General features: G+C 69.1%; 16 protein-coding genes. 7 read left to right on the top strand and 9 right to left on the bottom strand.

Annotated elements, in window-relative coordinates; translation table 11 throughout:
• Window positions 1-8: 8 nt before the first annotated feature.
• Both ABZ552_RS14645 and ABZ552_RS14640 read left to right on the top strand, forming a co-directional pair.
• A complete protein-coding gene (locus tag ABZ552_RS14645; protein WP_357437508.1) occupies window positions 9-1,418 on the top strand; it encodes an MDR family MFS transporter in 1,410 nt (469 codons plus the stop codon).
• A 251-nt stretch (window positions 1,419-1,669) separates the two neighbouring features.
• On the top strand, window positions 1,670-2,035 hold the full coding sequence (locus ABZ552_RS14640) for a DUF4345 family protein (protein ID WP_357437505.1): 366 nt from the start codon (window positions 1,670-1,672) through the stop codon (window positions 2,033-2,035).
• Between the two features lie 13 nt (window positions 2,036-2,048).
• On the opposite strand, the gene ABZ552_RS14635 is transcribed toward ABZ552_RS14640, so the two are convergent.
• Window positions 2,049-3,476, bottom strand: coding sequence for an amino acid permease (locus ABZ552_RS14635; protein ID WP_281873749.1), 1,428 nt, complete (start codon window positions 3,474-3,476; stop codon window positions 2,049-2,051).
• Between the two features lie 203 nt (window positions 3,477-3,679).
• Here ABZ552_RS14635 and ABZ552_RS14630 point away from each other — a divergent pair, with 203 nt between their 5' ends.
• Together ABZ552_RS14630 and ABZ552_RS14625 are read left to right on the top strand one after the other, a co-directional pair.
• A complete protein-coding gene (locus ABZ552_RS14630; RefSeq protein ID WP_357437501.1) occupies window positions 3,680-4,867 on the top strand; it encodes a serine hydrolase in 1,188 nt (395 codons plus the stop codon).
• A gap of 67 nt (window positions 4,868-4,934) precedes the next feature.
• Entirely contained in the window at window positions 4,935-5,927 is a 993-nt protein-coding gene (locus ABZ552_RS14625) for an LLM class flavin-dependent oxidoreductase (protein WP_281873751.1), read from the top strand.
• A gap of 9 nt (window positions 5,928-5,936) precedes the next feature.
• On the opposite strand, the gene ABZ552_RS14620 is transcribed toward ABZ552_RS14625, so the two are convergent.
• On the bottom strand, window positions 5,937-6,764 hold the full coding sequence (locus tag ABZ552_RS14620) for an NADPH-dependent oxidoreductase (RefSeq protein WP_357437498.1): 828 nt from the start codon (window positions 6,762-6,764) through the stop codon (window positions 5,937-5,939).
• 110 nt (window positions 6,765-6,874) lie between these two features.
• On the opposite strand from ABZ552_RS14620, the gene ABZ552_RS14615 reads away from it, so the two are divergent.
• Window positions 6,875-7,630, top strand: coding sequence for a siderophore-interacting protein (locus tag ABZ552_RS14615; protein ID WP_281873754.1), 756 nt, complete (start codon window positions 6,875-6,877; stop codon window positions 7,628-7,630).
• 3 nt (window positions 7,631-7,633) lie between these two features.
• Here ABZ552_RS14615 and ABZ552_RS14610 read toward each other — a convergent pair whose 3' ends face one another.
• The 3 genes from ABZ552_RS14610 to ABZ552_RS14600 form a co-directional block, all read right to left on the bottom strand.
• Window positions 7,634-8,368, bottom strand: coding sequence for an HD domain-containing protein (locus ABZ552_RS14610; RefSeq protein WP_357437495.1), 735 nt, complete (start codon window positions 8,366-8,368; stop codon window positions 7,634-7,636).
• Between the two features lie 32 nt (window positions 8,369-8,400).
• Window positions 8,401-9,345, bottom strand: coding sequence for a helix-turn-helix domain-containing protein (locus tag ABZ552_RS14605; RefSeq protein ID WP_357437492.1), 945 nt, complete (start codon window positions 9,343-9,345; stop codon window positions 8,401-8,403).
• A 93-nt stretch (window positions 9,346-9,438) separates the two neighbouring features.
• Entirely contained in the window at window positions 9,439-10,131 is a 693-nt protein-coding gene (locus ABZ552_RS14600) for a hypothetical protein (protein ID WP_281918849.1), read from the bottom strand.
• A gap of 139 nt (window positions 10,132-10,270) precedes the next feature.
• Here ABZ552_RS14600 and ABZ552_RS14595 point away from each other — a divergent pair, with 139 nt between their 5' ends.
• Window positions 10,271-12,118 carry an Hsp70 family protein gene (locus tag ABZ552_RS14595; RefSeq protein ID WP_357437488.1) on the top strand — a complete coding sequence of 616 codons (1,848 nt, stop codon included), beginning with the start codon at window positions 10,271-10,273 and terminating at the stop codon, window positions 12,116-12,118.
• Between the two features lie 13 nt (window positions 12,119-12,131).
• Here the strand turns inward: ABZ552_RS14595 and ABZ552_RS14590 are convergent, their stop codons facing one another.
• The gene (locus ABZ552_RS14590; RefSeq protein ID WP_281919387.1) at window positions 12,132-13,343 is read right to left on the bottom strand and encodes a nucleoside transporter C-terminal domain-containing protein; all 1,212 of its coding nucleotides are present in this window, start codon (window positions 13,341-13,343) and stop codon (window positions 12,132-12,134) included.
• Between the two features lie 149 nt (window positions 13,344-13,492).
• On the opposite strand from ABZ552_RS14590, the gene ABZ552_RS14585 reads away from it, so the two are divergent.
• Window positions 13,493-15,058 carry an APC family permease gene (locus ABZ552_RS14585; RefSeq protein WP_357437485.1) on the top strand — a complete coding sequence of 522 codons (1,566 nt, stop codon included), beginning with the start codon at window positions 13,493-13,495 and terminating at the stop codon, window positions 15,056-15,058.
• Between the two features lie 68 nt (window positions 15,059-15,126).
• Here ABZ552_RS14585 and ABZ552_RS14580 read toward each other — a convergent pair whose 3' ends face one another.
• From ABZ552_RS14580 to ABZ552_RS14570, 3 genes are read right to left on the bottom strand one after another with little or no spacing between them, the layout of a single operon-like run.
• The gene (locus ABZ552_RS14580) at window positions 15,127-16,176 is read right to left on the bottom strand and encodes an ABC transporter substrate-binding protein (RefSeq protein ID WP_357437482.1); all 1,050 of its coding nucleotides are present in this window, start codon (window positions 16,174-16,176) and stop codon (window positions 15,127-15,129) included.
• 2 nt (window positions 16,177-16,178) lie between these two features.
• Entirely contained in the window at window positions 16,179-17,063 is an 885-nt protein-coding gene (locus ABZ552_RS14575) for an ABC transporter permease (RefSeq protein WP_281873765.1), read from the bottom strand.
• Window positions 17,053-17,859: an ABC transporter ATP-binding protein gene (locus tag ABZ552_RS14570; protein ID WP_281873767.1), complete on the bottom strand. Its 807-nt coding sequence runs from the start codon at window positions 17,857-17,859 to the stop codon at window positions 17,053-17,055. The genes ABZ552_RS14575 and ABZ552_RS14570 overlap by 11 nt, the downstream gene beginning before the upstream one ends.
• Between the last annotated feature and the right edge of the window lie 143 nt (window positions 17,860-18,002).

Raw genomic sequence — 18,002 nt, 5'->3', positions numbered from 1 at the left:
GGGCCGCGGTGGCGACCGAGACTGTGCCGGCGTCCGTTGGATTCCGCTCCGAGCGCGGCGCCATCCTCGGCTCGTTGATGCTGGCCACCGCGCTGGTCGCGCTCGATTCGACGGTCATCGCCACGGCGGTGCTCACCATCACCGGCAGTCTCGGCGGCTTCGCGCAGTTCCCCTGGCTGTTCTCCATCTATCTGCTGGCGCAGGCGGTGACGGTGCCGATCTACGGCAAGCTCGCCGACACCGTGGGGCGCAAACCCGTGATCCTGTTCGGAATCGCGATGTTCGCGCTGGGTTCGCTGCTGTGCGGCGTGGCGACCAACATGCTCGGCTTGATCATCTTCCGCGCCGTGCAGGGCATCGGCGCGGGAGCGATCCAGCCGATGACGATGACGATCGCGGGCGACTTGTACACGCTGTCGGAGCGTGCCAGGGTCCAGGGCTATCTGGCCAGCGTGTGGGCCATGTCGAGTGTGGCGGGCCCGCTGCTGGGCGGCCTGTTCGCCGAGTACGTCAGCTGGCGCTGGATCTTCCTGATCAATCTTCCGCTCGCCGCGCTGGCCGGCTGGATGCTGGTGCGCCATTTCACCGAGAGCGCGCCCCGGCGCAGGCAGCGCGTCGACTACCTGGGCGCGGCCCTGCTGACGGTCGGCGCGGGCGCGTTGATCCTCGGGCTGCTCGAAGGCGGCCAGGCGTGGGCCTGGTCCTCGCCGGTGAGCATCGGCATCTTCGCGGGCGGCGTCGTCCTGCTCGTGCTGTTCGGCCTGGTGGAACGCCGGGTACGGAATCCGATCCTGCCGCTGTGGGTGTTCGGCCGGCGCGTGGTGATCGCCAGCAGCCTGGTGTCGGTCCTGATCGGCGCGGTCGTGCTGGGAGCGACCTCCTACGTGCCGACCTTTACCCAGGGTGTACTCGGCACCGGCGCGCTCGTCGCGGGCCTGACGGTCGGCGCGCTGACGCTGGGCTGGCCGCTGGCCGCCTCCCAAGCCGGAAAGGTGTATCTGCGGTTCGGTTTTCGCGCGACGGCTCTGCTCGGTAGCGGTCTGGCGACGGCCGGCGCCGCGAGCACCCTGCTGATCACGCAGCACTCGGCGCTGTGGCAGATCGCCGCGTCCTGCTTCGTGATCGGCACCGGCATGGGCCTGGTCGCCACACCGACCCTGATCGCCGCGCAGACCAGCGCCGAATGGTCCGAGCGGGGTGTGGTCACCTCGGCCAATATGTTCGCGCGCTCGATCGGCAGCGCGGTGGGCGTCGCGGTGTTCGGCGCGATCGTCAACGCACGGGTCGGGCACACCGATCACCCGTTGCCCACCACCCTGGCCTCGGCGGTGCATCTGGTCTTCGTCGCCATCGCCGCGATGGCCGTGGCCATGGTCGTCGCCGCGGCCATGATGCCGCGGCGGGCGGCCACCGACTGACCCTCCTGCCAGGCGGAGTTCGCGGCGGCGCACGAACCAGCCACACCGGTGGGCTTCCGGTGAGTGTTCAGCCGCCGGTGCGAGGCTGTCCCGGCGGGCACAGCGACGCTCGAACACGCGGCGCCCGGCGCGGCTCGCTGACGCCCGAGGCGGTCCGGACGACGACGCGATGCAGCGGGTTTTCGGAAGCGTCCGGTACCGGACGTGCCACAAGCTGGGCTTCCCAACCGAACCGGAATATGGAGGTCGCAATGGCAGAGGCCGTATGCGGGATCGTCGGCGTTTTCTTCCTGGCTATGGGTGTGTACGCCCTCGCCGCACCCACAGCCCTGATCCGGCCGTTCGGCATCCGGCTCACCGAAGCGAGCGCCCGATACGAAGTGCGCGCCGTCTACGGCGGATTCGGGCTGGCGATGGCGGCCGTGCTCACGGTGGCCGCGCTGGACCTCGGATCTCTGCGCGGCGGAATCATGGTCGCGGTCGGCGCGGCCCTGGCGGGTATGGCGTTCGGACGGGTGGTGTCGGCCGTGCTCGACGAGCGAGCGGCTTTCTATCCCACCTGGTTCTACGGCGCGGTCGAGGTCGCCGGCGCCGCCGCGCTCGTCCTCGCCGCTTAGCGGAAAGCGCTCGTCAGCTGGTGTGCACGGTGCCGGACGCCGCGCCGAGTTTGCGCAGCGCGAAGTACCCGGCCGACACCAGCGCCGCCCACACCACGCCGACGACGATCGCGGTGCGCCCGCTGTCGGTGAACAGCAGCAGCACGACCACCAATCCCAGGAACGCGAGCGCCAGCACGGTGGTGTAGGGAGCGGCGGGCAGCCGGTAGTCGCTCGCGGGGAGCTCACCGCGGGCGACCTTGGCCCGGTAGATCAGGTGGCAGACGAGGATGACGCCCCAGACGAAGATGATGCCGATGGTCGACACCGAGGTGATGTAGGCGAAGGCCTTGTCCGGCGAGATGATGTTGACCACCACGCCGATCACCATCGCCGCCGCCGACGCGGTGATCCCGGTGTAGGGCACCGCGTTCGCGCTCAGCTTGTTCAGCCGGGCGGGCGCCTCACCGCGCAGCGACAGCGTGCGCAGCATCCGGCCGGTCGAGTAGATCCCCGAGTTGCACGACGACAGTGCCGCGGTGAGCAGCACGAAGTTGACGATGCCCGCCGCGCCGGGGATGCCGATCTGCTCGAAGACCTCCACGAACGGGCTCTTGCCCGCGTGGAAGTTGCGCCAGCTGGACACCGCCATGATCACCACGAGCGCGCCGACGTAGAACAGGCCGATCCGGAACGGCAACGTGTTGATCGCCTTGCGCAGGGTCGTGCGGGGTTCGCGCGCCTCCCCGGCCGTGACGCCGACCAATTCGACGCCGACGTAGGCGAACAGCACGATCTGCAGCACCAGCAGCGACTGGCCGATGCCGTTGGGGAACACGCCGCCGTCGGCCCACAGATTGGTGACGGTGGGATCGGGCGCGTGACCGAATCCGAACAGCAGCACGCCGATGCCGAGCAGGATCATGCCGACGATCGCGGTCACCTTGATGGTGGAGAACCAGAACTCGCCCTCGCCGAACAGCCGCACCGAGATCAGGTTGGCGCCGAACATCACCGCGAGCACCACCAGCGCGGTGACCCACGGCGCGATGTCGAACCAGTACTCCACGTACTTGCCCGCCACGGTGATCTCGGCCATGCAGGTGGCCACCCATACCGCCCAATACGACCAGCCGGTCGCGAATCCGGCGAAGCGACCGAGGAACTCGTGCGCGTACTCGGCGAAGCTGCCGGAGATCGGCCGGTAGGTCAGCAGTTCGCCGAGCGCGCGCATGATCACGAAGATGGCCAGGCCCGCCGCCAGGTAGGCGAGGATGAGACCGGGGCCCGCCTGCTCGATCGCGCCGCCCGCACCGTAGAACAGGCCCGTGCCGATCGCTCCGCCGATGGCGATCATCTGGATGGTGCGCGGGCTGAGGCCCCGGGCGTATCCCTCCGAGTCCCCGCCGTCCGCCGGAGCCGACGGTTCCGCGTCCTGCAGGTGCCGATCAGAGGCTGTCATACTGCGGTCCTTCCCTCGCTGGGCAGCGGCGCCGGTCGCCCGCCGGTGCGCCGTGCACACGATGTCGGATCGTCGCACGGCCGCCCGGCTCAGGGCGTCACGCTACCGCCCCGCCCGCACGCGCGTCGTCTCCGGGCCGATCGCGGCTACCGGTCCGGCGCCGGGCATGCCATCATCGGAACCCCTACCGATCGGCTTGCGTCATGACCGAACTCTCCCCCCGCCGCAGACGACCCGCACGTGCCGCGCTGCGCGCTCTCGTGGTCCTGCTCGCGGTCGTCGCCGTCCTGGTCGGCGCGGCGTTCGCGACGACGGCGGTCTTGCACATCCCCGGGCCGCCGACGCTGCTGCGGCTGCTGACCGATCCGCCGTCGGCGCAGGGCACGCTGTTCGAGAGCCGGACGGTGGCCGCCTCCCCGGTCCCGCGCCCCCTGCCGAGGACGCCGCGGCCGCTGCCCGGCCAGGTGCCGTGGAAGGGCTCGGCCGTGTCGATCGCCGAGTTCCTCGACACCACGCACACCAATTCGTTCCTCGTCCTGCGCGGCGGCGCCCTGACCCACGAGTGGTATCGCGACGGCTTCACCGCGACCACCCGGCAGTCCTCCTGGTCGGTGGTGAAGTCCATCGTGTCGCTGCTGACCGGCCGAGCCGTCGCCGCGGGGAAACTCGCCGAGGACGACCGCCTGGTGCGGATCCTGCCCGAGCTGGCCACCGGCGGCGCGTACGACACCGTCACCATCCGCGACCTGCTCGACATGGCCTCCGGCGTCGACGTCGCGGAGAACTACAACAAGTACCTGCCGCTGACCGGCACGGCCCGCATGTACCTCACCGAGGACCTCGACGGATTCGTCCGGGCGCACCGCGGCCTGCGGTTCCCGCCGGGCAGCGCGGGCGAGTACCGCAGCGTGGACACCCAATTGCTGGGGATGGCCCTGGCGCGGGTCGAGGGCCTGCCGCTGGCCCGACTGCTGGAGCGTGACCTCTGGGCGCCGATCGGCGCCGAGGACGAGGCGCTGTGGAATCTGGATCGCGCCGGTGGCCAGGAGAAGGGTTTCTGCTGCCTGAACGCGACCGCCCGCGACTTCGCCAAGATCGGCGAGCTGGTGCTGGACGGCGGACGCGTGGGCGAGGCGCAGATCGTGCCACCGACCTGGATCGATCGCATCCGCACCCCGGCCCCGCACCGGGTGGGCGAGTGGCCCTACGGGGCGCAATGGTGGCATCCGACCGGTGGCGACGGCGCGGACCTCACCGCCGTCGGCGTCTACGGCCAGTACGTCTACGTCGACCCGCCCAGCGGCACCGTCATCGTCAAACTCAGTGACCACGGCACCACCCAGGACGAGCAGGACACCATCGAGGTGTTCCGGGCGATCGCGCGCGGCTGAGCCGGTCGCGAAATACCGCGGGCACGCGTGGCGTTGGCAGTGGAGATCGCCACTGTGGAGGAGACCCATGATCGACGTCCCGCTGTCCGTCCTGGATCTGGCGCCGGTGCAGTCCGGCCGCACCGTCGGCGAGGGGCTGGAGGCGACCACCGAATTGGCCAGGCGCACCGAGGCTTTGGGCTATCACCGGTTCTGGGTGGCCGAACACCACAACATGCCCGGCATCGCCAGCTCGGCGCCGAGCGTGCTGCTGGCGCATCTGGCGGCCGCCACCTCGACCATCCGGGTCGGCTCCGGCGGGGTGATGCTGCCCAATCACGCGCCGCTGGTGGTCGCCGAGCAGTTCGGCACCCTGCACGCGCTGCATCCCGGACGGATCGACCTGGGCATCGGGCGCGCGCCGGGCACCGACCAAGCGACCGCCCGCGCGCTGCGGCGGACCGCGGACGGACTGTCGGCGGAATCGTTCCCCCAGGAACTCGCCGCTCTGCTGGGCTACTTCCGGGGCAGCGATCCCGGCGGCATCGCCGCGACGCCGGGCCGCGGCGAGGAGCCGGACATCTGGCTGCTGGGGTCCAGCGGCTACAGCGCCCAGGTGGCCGCGGTGCTCGGGCTTCCGTTCGCGTTCGCCCACCACATCAGTCCCGACAACACCGAGCCCGCGCTCGCGCTCTACCGCGAGCACTTCCGGCCTTCGCCGCGCCTGGAGCGTCCGCACGCGATGGTGGCGGTCGCGGCGATCTGCGCGGACACCGACGAGCGCGCCGAGGTCCTCGCCGGTCCGCGCGACCTGGCCTTCCTGAACCTGGTGCGCGGCACGCCGCAGGCGCTGGCCACCCCGGAGGAGGCGGCCGCGTTCCGTCCGTCGGAGCAGGAGCGCGCGTTCATCCGGCAGCGCCGCGCCGGGCAGTTGCTCGGCTCGCCGGAGACGGTGCGCGGGCAGCTCGCGGACCTGCTCGAGCGCACCCGTGCCGACGAGCTGATGATCAACACGCTGGTCTACGACATCGACGACCGTGCCCGATCGTTCGAACTGCTCACCGAGAAGGTCGCGGCCTGAGGCGGCGGATCAGTGCAACCGGAAGCCGTGGTTGGTCAGCGATTCGCGCAGCCGATGCCGACCGTCGAGCGCTGCCGCCGAGGTCAGCCGGGCCAGGACACGTTCGGTCCAGGAATGCGAAAGCTGTTGCTCGGCATAGAATTCGGCGATGCGGGTCTCGTACGCGGCCACATGCGCCCGCTGCGCGTCCAGATCGTAGGTCTCCCGGTGCAGGACGGCGTCCTGCGGCAGGCGCGGCTTCACTCGCGCGTCCTCGGCGGGGTCGGGGTGGCCGACCACCAAGCCGAATACGGCGAAGACCTGCGGCGGCAGGCCGAGTTCGGCGGCGACTTCTTCCGGCTTGTTGCGCAACGCGCCGATGTAGACGGTGCCGAGCCCGAGCGATTCCGCCGCCACGACCGCGTTCTGCGCCGCGAGCGCGGCGTCGATGAAGCCGACGTAGCTGGATTCGAGATAGTCCGCGCCTTCCAGCGGCGCGCTCCGGTCGTCGGCGAGCTGGCGCAGACGCGCGAAGTCGGCCGTCCAGACCAGCAGCACCGGCGCCTGCACGATGTGGGCCTGGTCGCCCGCGAGCGCGGCCAAGCGGGCTTTGCGCTGCGGGTCGCGCACCGCGATGACGCTCCAGACCTGCAGGTTCGACGAGGTGGGCGCGGACTGCGCCGCCGAGATCAGCAGGCGCAGGGTGGCGTCGGGCACCGGGTCGGACAGGTAGCGGCGCACCGAGCGATGCTCGTGCAGCACCTGCAGGACCTGGTTCCACTGCGCGGGCTCGACCGGTCGAGGGTCGCGGTAGCGCTGTTGCACGGCGTGGGTCGGTGTCGGCACGGACTGCGTCATGGACATCATCCTCTCGGCCGCCCGGCGCGCCGTCAGCGGTTGACCGCAGGCTGAGCCGAACACGGGTAGGGTAAGTAAGGCAATCCTAATAACATTTATCGGAGGTTCCCTTGGCACGTCCCCGCACCACCCTCACGGTGCAGCGCACCGAATGGCTCACCCCGCACCTGATCCGCGTGCACCTCGGTGGTCCCGGCTTCACCGCGTTCCGGCCCAGCGAGTTCACCGACTCGTATGTGAAGTTCATCTTCGCGCAGGACGGGAACGAGGTGCTGCGGACCTACACCGTCCGTTCGGTCGACCCAGTCGCCGGAGAGATCGCGGTGGACTTCGTCTACCACGGAGCGGAGGGCATCGCGGGACCGTGGGCGGCCGCGGTCGAGCCCGGCGCGACCATCGACGTGTACGGTCCCGGCGGCGCCTACTCGCCGCGCGCGGATGCCGATTGGCATCTGCTGGCCGGTGACGAGGCGGCGCTACCCGCCATCGCCGCCGCGCTCGAGGCGCTGCCCGCCGACGCGACCGGGCTGGCGTTCGTGGAGGTCACCGGTCCGGACGACGAACTGCCGGTGCGGAAACCCGACGGCATCGAGCTGACCTGGCTGCACCGGGGCGTCCGGTCCCCGGGCGAGGTGCTCGCCGAGACCGTCCGCTCCGCGCCGTGGTCGCCGGGGCAGGTGCAGGTCTTCATTCACGGGGAAGCCGACGCGGTCATGAAGGATCTGCGCCGCTACATCCGTAAGGATCGCGGTGTCTCCGCCGAGTGGGCCGCATCGATCTCCGGGTACTGGCGTCGCGGCCGCACCGAGGAAGGCTTCCGGCAATGGAAGGCCGAACTGCGGGCGACCGAGGAGGCCAACGCCTGACCGTCAATCACCCCACCCGCTCATCGCCACGATCGCGTCCCAGGTGAGCGTCGGGTATTCGGGGTGACGCTGCTGCAGGATGGCGCCGGCCAAGCTCGCGGGCGGCGCCTTCCGCGGGTTCGCCGCCGCTTGGGCTTCGATCGCCGCACCGAGCGCGCGGCTGCCGCCCAGCCGCGGATAGGCGGTGTGCACCAGGGCGGCGAAGCCGGGCAGCAGGTCGGTCGGCGCGCCGCCCACGTCGACGCCGATGCCGTCCACGGCGATCCACGTCTCCGGCGGCCTGCGGCGGCGCCAGACCGGCGAGTCGGTGTATCCCGCGGTGTGCGCGGCGATGGCGTCCCAGATCGCGTCCACCCTGGCGTCGGTGACGCCGTTGTCCTCGAGGAATCGCGCGGCACGATCGGCGCCGTCGATCTCGAACTTCTGGTCACCGGTCGCGCCGTCGGCCAGACCGAGGTCGTGCAGCGCGCAGATGAGGTACATCGTCTCCTCGTCGTAGTCGGAGCCGGGCCGCAGACCTTGCCGCTCGGCGACCGCACGTCCGAAGAGGAAGCCCCGCACGCTGTGGTTGCGCAGCATGGGCGAGAGTTCGGCGGCGATGAGTTCGTCTGCTTTGCCGGTCAACAAGGTCTGCGGGTGCTGTAGTGAAAATTGCTGCGCCCCGGCAGTTTTCGATGCGACAGCGAATACGCTCGCGGCGATCCCCGCGCTCAGCGCGGCACGACGAGACAGCGACATGGTCGAACTCCTGGTGAGTGTGCGAGGTGTGATCAGCGCGCGGGCGCGCGGAAGCGCCTGCGGTAGTCGCTCGGCGAGACGCCGAGCAGTTCGAGAAAGGTCCGCCGCATCGTCTCCTCGGAGCCGAAGCCGCTGCGGCGGGCGATCGCCGACATCGGTTCGTCGCCGGATTCGAGCAGCGCTTGCGCAGCTTCCAGTCGCGCCTGTTTGACGTAACGTCCCGGCGTCATCCCGATCTCCTGCCGGAACACGCGACTGAAGTGGCGTTCACTCAGCGCGGCACGGGCGGCCATGGCCGCCAGGCTGTGATCGGCGCACAGGTCGGCGATCACCGCGTCCACGGCGTGCCGCAGACCGGCGGTGCGCGGCGCCGGAATGCTCGTGCGCAGGCTGAACTGCGACTGGCCGCCGGGCCGGTGCAAGAACACGACGAGGTGTTTGGCCAGTGAGCGCGCGAGATCCGCGCCGTGCTCCTCTTCCACCAGCGCCAAGGCCATGTCGATACCCGCGGTGACTCCAGCGGAGGTGATGATCGGGCCGTCGCGCAGATAGATGGCGTCGGCTTCGACGCGGATGCTCGGAAAGCGTTGAGCCAGAACGGAACACGCCAGCCAATGCGTGGTGGCGCGCCGCCCGTCCAGCAAACCGGCCTCGGCCAGCACGAACGCGCCGGTGCACACCGAGGCCACCCGCCGCGCCGCGCCACCGGCCACCCGCACCGCGTCCACGAGCTCGCCGGGCACGCGATCTTCCGGGGGGTAGCCGGGAACCAAGAGCGTATCCACCGTTGCGCTCAGCTCGCTCAGCGTCCCGTCGACACCCAGGGGGACGCCCACATCGGTGCGGACCGGGGCGCCGTCCGGCGAGGCGAATCGAATGCGGCGCCCGGCCCAGTGCAGCACCTGCACGGGTCCGGCGACGTCGAGCATCAGCACTCCGTCCGCCACCGCCACCACGACGTCACCGCTTGCCCGCATGCACCCAGTCTCGAGCCGGCGCGACGGGTCCGCAAGGACACGTAACCCACAGAACCGGACACGCTCGGGCGGTCCAGCCGGCGCGCCCCACCGTCAATGCTCGGCGTTCCAGAAGCCGATGAAGACAGCTCCCCACCAGCAGATCTGGGAGATCACGCCGGTAGCGGCCGCCCAGACCAGCACCCCCGTGGACAGCTGGGCAGAAGGGCGGCGACCGAGTCGCTTACTCAGCATCATGGCTTGGATTCCGTTGACTGTGAGGACGAGAACCAAGACCAGTTTGGTTCGGGTCAGCGTCGATGCGAGATTTGGTTCCAGGACGCAGCCGCTGACGATCAGCCCCACCAGCCCGGCCCAGATCGGCGCGTGCAGCCGGTCGGCGCCGTCCAGCGCTTCCGCGAAGGTACTACGTCCCACAAGCCAGCGCAGCGCCAGATAGTCCGCCATCAGCACACCGCCGAAGCCGATTACCAGCGCGGACAGGTGCACGAACAGCCCGGCGGTGTGCAGGACCGGATGGACGGCCAGGTGGCCGGAGATCCAGACGGCCACCGCCAGTGCCGCCGCCGCCAGCACGCCGGCGGCGGCGACGGTCCACCACGAATCGTGCACGCGCAGGGGCTTTTCGGGTTCCGCCACCGGCCACCGCCTGCTACCGCGGACCGACCATCCGCCGGTATGGTGCTCGCCCCACCGCACGGTATCGGCACGCGGACCCGGCAGCACCACGATAACGGGCGCGACGGCCATGGGGCCGGGAGCGTCGGCGAGCGGGATACCGGTCACGGATTCCTCCGAACAACGTGATGCGAATAAATAAGTTAGGTCAGGCTAAACTATCTTGTCGGGTCGGTAAAGGTCGTGCCGGATGAGGGACGGCACGACCTGAACACGATGGGAATGGGTTATGTCATGTGGTGTTGGTTTGAGCGTCGGCACGGTGAACTCGGTGGCGGCCGTTGTATCCGGAGGAGTCGAGCAGAGGATACGAATTTGCCGCACCCGGTCCGCGCCACCCGGCACCGACGATAATTTGCCGTTCACGGCCAGCATCCATGATTCCGCTGCTGAAAGCAGTGCGCAGCCGATAGCCGGGCCGCCCATCCTGCCCGACGCCGAAGTCATCGCGACGATGACGAGTTATTTGACCGATGCGATGGATTCGGACGCCGATATCGTATTGGCCTGTCCTGCAATATATTCCGTTCAGGAATCATCCGGGCTGCGGGAGCTGCTCGATGCCGCCGGGTTGGCGCGAATCGCGTTGACACCGGAACCGGTCGCCGCTGCGGCTTGGCTCGAAATGCACTGCGAGTCGGCGAAATCCGCTTCTATCCTGGTCTACGACCTGGGTGGCGGCGGTCTCGACGTCACCGTGCTCCGGACCGGATCCGATGGCGGCGCCCGGATCGTCGGCCGTCCGGTGCGCTCGTCGGCGTTCGGCGGACGGGCATTCAGCGCGCTGCTGGCCCACTACACCCACGATCTGACCGCCGACACCACCTCACCCGGCCTGCCCGGGGCGCTTCCGGACGCGGAGGTGGCCGGGTTACGGGCCGGATTCGTCCGGTCATCGGTACCGCTGCTGCACGAGTGCATCCGGGCCGCGGGACTGACCGCTGCGGATATCGACCGAATCCTGCTGGTAGGCGGGGCGTCCCGGCCGGCGGAGGTCGCCCAGGTGCTCACGGACGAACTCCGCCGCCCGGTCGTCACCGCGCCCCATCCAGCACACTGCGTCGCCATCGGCGCCGCGGCCCTGGCCGCGCGCGGCCTCGGCGGGGCCGAGTTCGTGATGCCGCCACCACGGACCGGACATCCGGCAAAGCGCATCGCGGCGCTGGCCGGAGCCGCTGCCGTTCTGGCGGCGGTGGGCGTGTCGGCGAGGTACGGGGACCTCGGCGAACAGCCCGCGACGCAGGCGCAGGCGCCGGGTGTGGGAACTGTGGCCCCGCTCGGACCGCTCCTTCCCAACCGCGCGGAAGAAGGAAGTGAGCATGCGGACCGCCCCGGCTCGCCCCAGCCGCATGCCGCGCGCTGGAGCACCACCGATCATCCTGGCGGAGATCGGAATTCGACACTCTTTGCGGCGGATGTCGCAGCCTCTCCACGAGCGGACGCGACGCTCGGACCGCCGCATTCGATGCCGGGCACGACCATCGTCGAATCATCCCTCTCGCATCCACCGCGGATGCCGGTCCAGCGGGTGGACACATCGGGATCCGGGGGATCGCGACCGAGAACCGGCGATGCCGTTGCACTCCCCTCCGAGCTCGCCGTACCGACGGCCGGGAGTCTTCGTCCACCAGGTGCACCCAACAGGTTCGACTACGGAACGATGAGCGGCACGGGGGCATCGATCGATTCCACGACGAACTCGTCCGGTCGGATCGGGGTTGGTGAACCCGTGAGCGCATCGAGCACTGCCGGGGCGGGGGCCTGGAGCCACCCCGCCGTGAGCGCATCGCGCCGATCCGGGCCGAGCACGGGAAACGACTCCGCCGCACGGGCATCGAGCCGAACCAGCGGCAGCACAGCAAGCGACTCCCGCGCAGGAACATCGAACCGGCCCACCGGGAGCACAGCACGCGGCCCCCACGCTGACGCAGCGAACCGGACCGGGGACGGCACGAAAACCGATTCCGACGCGAGCACCGGCAGCCGCTGCGGCCCGGGTGCGGCGAGCCGGGCGGGCGGAAGTACGGGCAGCCATGTCGGCGACCGCGCCGGAAGCGATTCAGCGGGAAGTACCGGGTCCCGCCCTGGGTCTTGACGAGCGGGTCGTCCTAGCTCAGGAGACCGACGATGGTGGCGGACAGGAAGCTGACCAAGGTGGCGCCGTAGAGCAGGCGAAGGCCGTTGCGCGCGATCACTGTTCCTTGCTTCTCGCTGAGGCTGCGGACCGCGCCGGTGACGATGGCGATGGTGGAGAAGTTCGCGAACGACACCAGATAGGTGGACACGATCGCGACGGTGCGGTCGGACAGTCCGCCGTGTTGCCGGTTCAGCTCCTGCATGGCGACCACTTCGTTGGACACCAGCTTGGTGCCCATGAATCGGCCCGCGGCCGCCGCCTCGTCCCACGGGATGCCGGTGAGCCAGGCGGCGGGGGCGAAGATGTGCCCCATCACATCCTGGAACGTGGTGCCGTGGAACAGCGCGGCGAAGATTCCGTTGACCATGGCCAGCAGGGCGATGAATCCGATCAGCATGGCCGCGACGGTGAAGGCGACTTTGAAGCCGACCAGGATGTACTCGGTGAGCATCTCGAAGAACGATTGCGGCTTGCGGCTGTCGGCGATCTCCTCGCCGAGCAGCCGGGCGTCGTCGGCGGCGGTGACCGCGTACGGGTTGATCAGCGAGCACACCACGAAGGCGCCCAGCATGTTCAGCATGATGGCCGCGATCACGTACTTCGGGTCGATGAGCTGCATGTAGGCGCCGAGGATGCCCGCCGAGACCGTCGACATCGCCGAGGCCGCCAAGGTGTACATCCGCTGTGCCGGGATGTCGTCGAGCATGGCGCGCAGCGAGATGAACACCTCGGACTGGCCGAGGATGGCGGAGGCGACCGCGTTGAACGATTCGATCTTGCCGAAGCCGCTCACCCACGCCAGCAGCAGGCCGAGATATTTGATGATCCAGGGCAACACCCGCAGGTGCTGCAAGATGCCGATCAAGGCGGAGACGAGCACGATCGGCATCAGCACCGCGAAGAGGAAGGCGGGCCCGCTGCTGCCGACTCGGGGCAGGTCGCCGAACACGAACGCCGTGCCCTGGGCGGCGTAGCCGAGGATGTGTTCGAAGGTGTCGCTGATCCCCCCGATCACGGTGCGCCCGATCCCGGTCTTCAGCAGCAGGAAACCGAACGCCACCTGCAGGATCAGCAATATGCCTATGCGCGGCAGCCGGGCGGCGGCGGCGCGGCGGTCGGTACTGGGCAACCATGCCAGCAGCAAAAAGCACACCAGCCCGAGGAACCCGATCAGATAGTGCACGCGCACCTCGGCTGCGGCGGCGTGCATCGGCTTGTGGGAGCACCTCTCATGTCGGTCTATGGTGCGGTGTCTCCAGAGTTGAGAAGATCGACGGCGGCTCCGGAACTTAGGTACGCGAAGAAGCAGTGACATCGCGCAGGTGACAAGGAATGATCGGTGTGCAGACCGGTCGCCACAATCTCATCCTGATGACCTTCCCGATCGACCCCGGGGTCGGCGCACCCCTCCGAATCGAAGGTGAGGTGGCGGCGGTGGCGCGAGCTTCGGCAGACCAGGCCGACGAGGATTCCGTCGAAATCGGCGGCTACCGGCAGGAGCTGAAACGAACGCTCGGCTCCTTCCAGGTGTTCGCGATCTCGTTCGCGTTCATCTCGGTGGCGGTCGGCATCTTCGCGACCTACGACGACGTGCTGCGCAACGCGGGTCCGGTCGGTATCTGGCTGTGGATCCTCGCGGCGGTGGGCCAGGCCCTGGTGGCGCTGGTGGTGGCGCAGTTCGCGGCGCGCATCCCGCTCAGCGGCTCCGCCTACCAGTGGGCCTCACGACTGGCGAACCCCAAGATCGGTTGGTGGTTCGGCTGGGTGACTTTCTGCTATCTGGCGATCGCGGTGGTGGCGGTCGACAACGCGCTCGCGAGCCAGGCGTTCATGCCGCTCGCGGGCCTCGAGCGGGACGAGGAGACCGCCCGGGTCATCACGCTCGTGGTGCTGTTCGTCCAAGCCGTGCTGGCCATCGCCTCGACGCGCATCGTCAGCATGATCAACACCGCCGCGGTGGCGCTGGAACTGGCGCTCGTCGTTGTGCTGGCGATCGCGCTCGTCGTCGCCGTGGTGATCACCGGCCGTGGGGCGACCGGCAATCTCACCTCGCGCGGTATCACCGAGAACGCCTCCGGCTATTTCGCCGTCGGCGGTGGGTTGATGCTGGCGATGATCATGGGCCTCGGCACGCTGGTCGGCTTCGACGCGGCGGCCAACCTGGCCGAGGAGGCGAAGGACCCGCATCGCAGCGTCCCCCGCGCGATCGTGGGATCGGTCGTGGCGGCCGGCGTGCTGGGGTTGCTGTTCCTGATCGCGCTCACCGTGGCGATCGATGACATCCCCGGGGTCAGCGCCAGCGGCTCGCCGGTCGCGGCGATCATGCGCGACCAACTCGGCCCGGTGATGGAAAGGGTCCTTCTCGCGGCGATCACGTTCGCGTTCTTCGGCGCGGGGATGGTGGTGCTGGCCGCCTGCTCGCGGCTGGTTTTCGCGATGTCGCGCGACGCGCGCTTCCCCGCCCACAAGCTGATGCGGCGGGTCGACCCGCGCACGCGCACTCCGGTCCCGGCGACGATCCTGATCTTGCTGCTCGGCGTCGTCCTGATGGTCGCGCTACCAGGTGACGCTCTGCTGGAACTGATCACGGCCTCGACCATCCTGCCCGCCCTCATCTACGGCGCGACGATCGTTCTCTACCTGGCGGTGCGCAGGCGGTTGGACCGCAGGAAAGGCGCGTTCGATCTCGGGCGCTTCGAGTTGCCGATCGCCGTCGCAGCGCTGGTGTGGTCGGCCGTCGCACTGTTCGTGCTGGTCACGCCCGCGGACGCGACGGTTCCCGTCGTGATCGTGGCCGGTTTGCTGCTCGTGGGCGGGCTGTTCTTCCTCGCCGTGCTGACCTTCGACCGGCAGGCGCTGGAAACGGAACCCGGGGACGTGAGCGTCTTCGAACACTGACCGGGAGACGCCGCGCCGCCCGGAAGCGTCGTGGCTTCCGGGCGGCGCGTAACGGGTACCGGGCACTGCTACTGGCGCGGCGCGCGCAACGCCTCCTCGACGAACTGCGTGGTGTAGGTCTTCGACAGATCGATGCGATCGCGCACGGGACGCACGTTCCTCGAGTACTTGCCGAGAATGTCCAGCACGTTCTGCGCGCCTTCGGGTTTCATCAGGCCGTCGCCGTTGAACATGCCGATGGAGTCGCGGATCGACTGGACGTAGAGGTCCTTGCCCGCGCTCGCGTACTGCGGCGGCATCTTCGCGGCGATCTCCTCGGGCGTGTGCGTCTGGATCCACTGCAGCGTCTGCACGAACGCGGCGGCGAGTTTGCGCACGATCTCCGGGTGGGCGTCGATCGTCGCGCAACTCATGTACAGCGACGTCGCCGGATACAGCCCGCCGAGCGCGGCCCGGGTGCCCGCCTCGGTGCGCAGGTCGACCAGAATCCGCGCATCGCCGGAGTTCACCATCTGGGCCACGGTGGGGTCGGTGGTCATGCCCGCGTCGATGCCGTCGTGGTTCATGCCCGCGATGAACGTCTGTCCCGCACCGACTTTCACCCGGGTGTAGTCGGCGGTGCTCATGCCGACCTGGCCGGTGAGCGCCTGGGTGAGGAAGTCGGTGGAGGAACCGAGCGAGGTCACGCCCAGTTTCCTGCCGCGCAGATCGGCGACCGAGGTGATGTCCGGGTCCGCCCTCGACACCAGTTCCACCTCACCGGGCACGTCGGACATCTGCACCACCGAGCGGATGCACTGATCCTTGGCCTGCAGGTCGATGGTGTGGTCGTAGAACCCGACCACGCCCTGCACGTCGCCGGTGAGCAACGCGGTCTCGGCGGTGGCGCCGGACTGCTCGCCCAGCAGTTTCACATCGATGTCGTTGCGCTCGAAGAATCCGAGTTGCTGCGTGAGCATGGCAGGCAGATAGATCACCTTTTCCAGCCCGCCCACCATGATGGTGATCTGCGGCCTGCCGTCGGCCATCGGAATGGTGCGCGAATCCCGGCATCCGGTGGCCGTCAGCAGCGCCGCGATCGCGACGGCGACGAGCGCCAAGTGCTTGCGATACCTCATGATCAGATCCCGTGATTCGACGACGCTTGCGAGGGCCGCCACTTCAGCAACCGGTTCTCCGCCATGCCGATCCCCCATTCGGCGATCAGCGCGATCACGGTGATGACGATCATGCCCGCGTAGATGCCCGCCGAGTCGAACGTGCCTTGCGCGTTGCTGATCAACAGCCCCAAACCTTTACTCGCTCCCGCGTATTCGCCCACGACCGCGCCGATCAGCGCGAAGCCGAAGGCGGTGTGCAGGCTGGACAGGATCCAGGTGGTCGCGCTCGGCAGCACGATCGACACCAGCACCTGCCCACGACTCGCACCGAGGATGCGGGCGTTGTTGATCACATTGCCGTCCACCTCGCGCGCGCCGGTGAACGCGTTGAAGAACACCGCGAAGAACACCAGCACCACCACGGTCGCGACCTTGGAGCTCAGCCCGAGTCCGAACCAGATGATGAACAGCGAGGCCAGCACGATGCGCGGCACGGCGTTGAGCGCCTTGATGAACGGCGCGAGCACCTCGGCCCAGTACCGGCTGCGACCCAGCAGCACGCCCAGCACGACGCCGGCCACCGTGCCGATCACGAAGCCGAGCACGGCCTCCTGCACGGTGGTGTAGATCTGCAGCCAGATGGAGCCGAACTGCGTGCCGTCCGTGAACCATTCGATCAGCCGAGCCCAGATCAGCGACGGCTTGGAGTAGAAGAACGGGTCGATCCAGACCGTGGCGGTGAGTTCCCACGCGCCCAGCCACAGCGCCACCAGAGCGGCGCGCAGGCCCCAGGTGCGGATCCGTGCGCGCCGCGCGGTGGTGCGCACTCTGGCCAGGATCTGCTCTTCGGTCTCGTTCTCCACCACGGGCGCGGCGGCGTCGGGCACCAGCACGTCATGCGACACGGGAGACTCCCTTCGCGCGCGCCGCCTCGACCTGGTCGCGCAGCGTCTCCCAGATCTCCTGGTAGATGTCGCGGAACTCGGCGGTCAACCGCACTTCCTCGACACTGCGCGGCCGCGCCAAGCCGACGGGGAAGTCCCCGCAGACGGTGGCCGGGCTCGCGGTCATGACGACCACCCGGTCGGCGAGCACGATCGCCTCCTCCAGATCGTGGGTGACGAAGATGACCGCCGCGTTGGTGCCCGCCCAGACCCGCAGCAGTTCGTCCTGCATGAGCTGGCGGGTCTGCACGTCCAGCGCGCTGAACGGCTCGTCCATCAGCAGGATCTCCGGCTCGTTGACCAGCGTCTGCGCCAGCGCCACGCGCTTGCGCATGCCGCCGGACAGCTGGTGCGGGTAGTACTTCTCGAACCCGGCCAGACCGACCTTGCGCACCCAGCCCGACGCCTGCGCGCGCGCCTCGGCTTTCGACGCGCCGCGCAGGCGCGGGCCGAGCGCGACGTTGTCCAGCACGCTCTTCCACGGCAGCACGGCGTCCTGCTGGAACATGTAGCCGATGCCGTCCGGGATGCCGTCGACATCTTTCCCGCGCACCAGCGTCCGCCCGGCCGACGCCGGTTCCAGACCGGACACCAGCGACAACGTGGTCGACTTGCCGCATCCGGTCGGGCCGACGACGGCGACGAATTCGCCGGGGGCCACCGTGAGGTTCAGATTGCGCACGGCGGTGTGGATGCCGCCGCCGGTGCCGGGGAAGCGCTTGGTCGCGCTCCGCAGCTCGATGAGTGATTGCGTCATTGCTTCCTACTCCTGCGAGATCGGGTAGGGCGAACGTACGTGGCGCCGGTCACATGCCGGAGCTTGTGCGCACAACCGCCACAAACGCGGGATTCGCAGGTTTTGCGCATTCTGCTCATGCACCGTGCGCGGTGGTCTACGCC

Source organism: Nocardia sp. NPDC019219, assembly GCF_040632645.1.
In the GTDB taxonomy this organism is placed as follows: domain Bacteria; phylum Actinomycetota; class Actinomycetes; order Mycobacteriales; family Mycobacteriaceae; genus Nocardia; species Nocardia sputorum.
Note: the sequence above shows the minus strand (reverse complement) of the source record. Positions and strands in the feature narration are given on the sequence as shown.

Coding starts and splice junctions, on each gene's coding strand:
- ABZ552_RS14640 (WP_357437505.1), top strand. CDS start 1,670: ATGGCAGAGGCCGTATGCGGGATCGTCGGCGTTTTCTTCCTGGCTATG.
- ABZ552_RS14635 (WP_281873749.1), bottom strand. CDS start 3,476: ATGACAGCCTCTGATCGGCACCTGCAGGACGCGGAACCGTCGGCTCCG.
- ABZ552_RS14630 (WP_357437501.1), top strand. CDS start 3,680: ATGACCGAACTCTCCCCCCGCCGCAGACGACCCGCACGTGCCGCGCTG.
- ABZ552_RS14625 (WP_281873751.1), top strand. CDS start 4,935: ATGATCGACGTCCCGCTGTCCGTCCTGGATCTGGCGCCGGTGCAGTCC.
- ABZ552_RS14620 (WP_357437498.1), bottom strand. CDS start 6,764: ATGACGCAGTCCGTGCCGACACCGACCCACGCCGTGCAACAGCGCTAC.
- ABZ552_RS14610 (WP_357437495.1), bottom strand. CDS start 8,368: ATGTCGCTGTCTCGTCGTGCCGCGCTGAGCGCGGGGATCGCCGCGAGC.
- ABZ552_RS14605 (WP_357437492.1), bottom strand. CDS start 9,345: ATGCGGGCAAGCGGTGACGTCGTGGTGGCGGTGGCGGACGGAGTGCTG.
- ABZ552_RS14585 (WP_357437485.1), top strand. CDS start 13,493: ATGATCGGTGTGCAGACCGGTCGCCACAATCTCATCCTGATGACCTTC.
- ABZ552_RS14580 (WP_357437482.1), bottom strand. CDS start 16,176: ATGAGGTATCGCAAGCACTTGGCGCTCGTCGCCGTCGCGATCGCGGCG.
- ABZ552_RS14570 (WP_281873767.1), bottom strand. CDS start 17,859: ATGACGCAATCACTCATCGAGCTGCGGAGCGCGACCAAGCGCTTCCCC.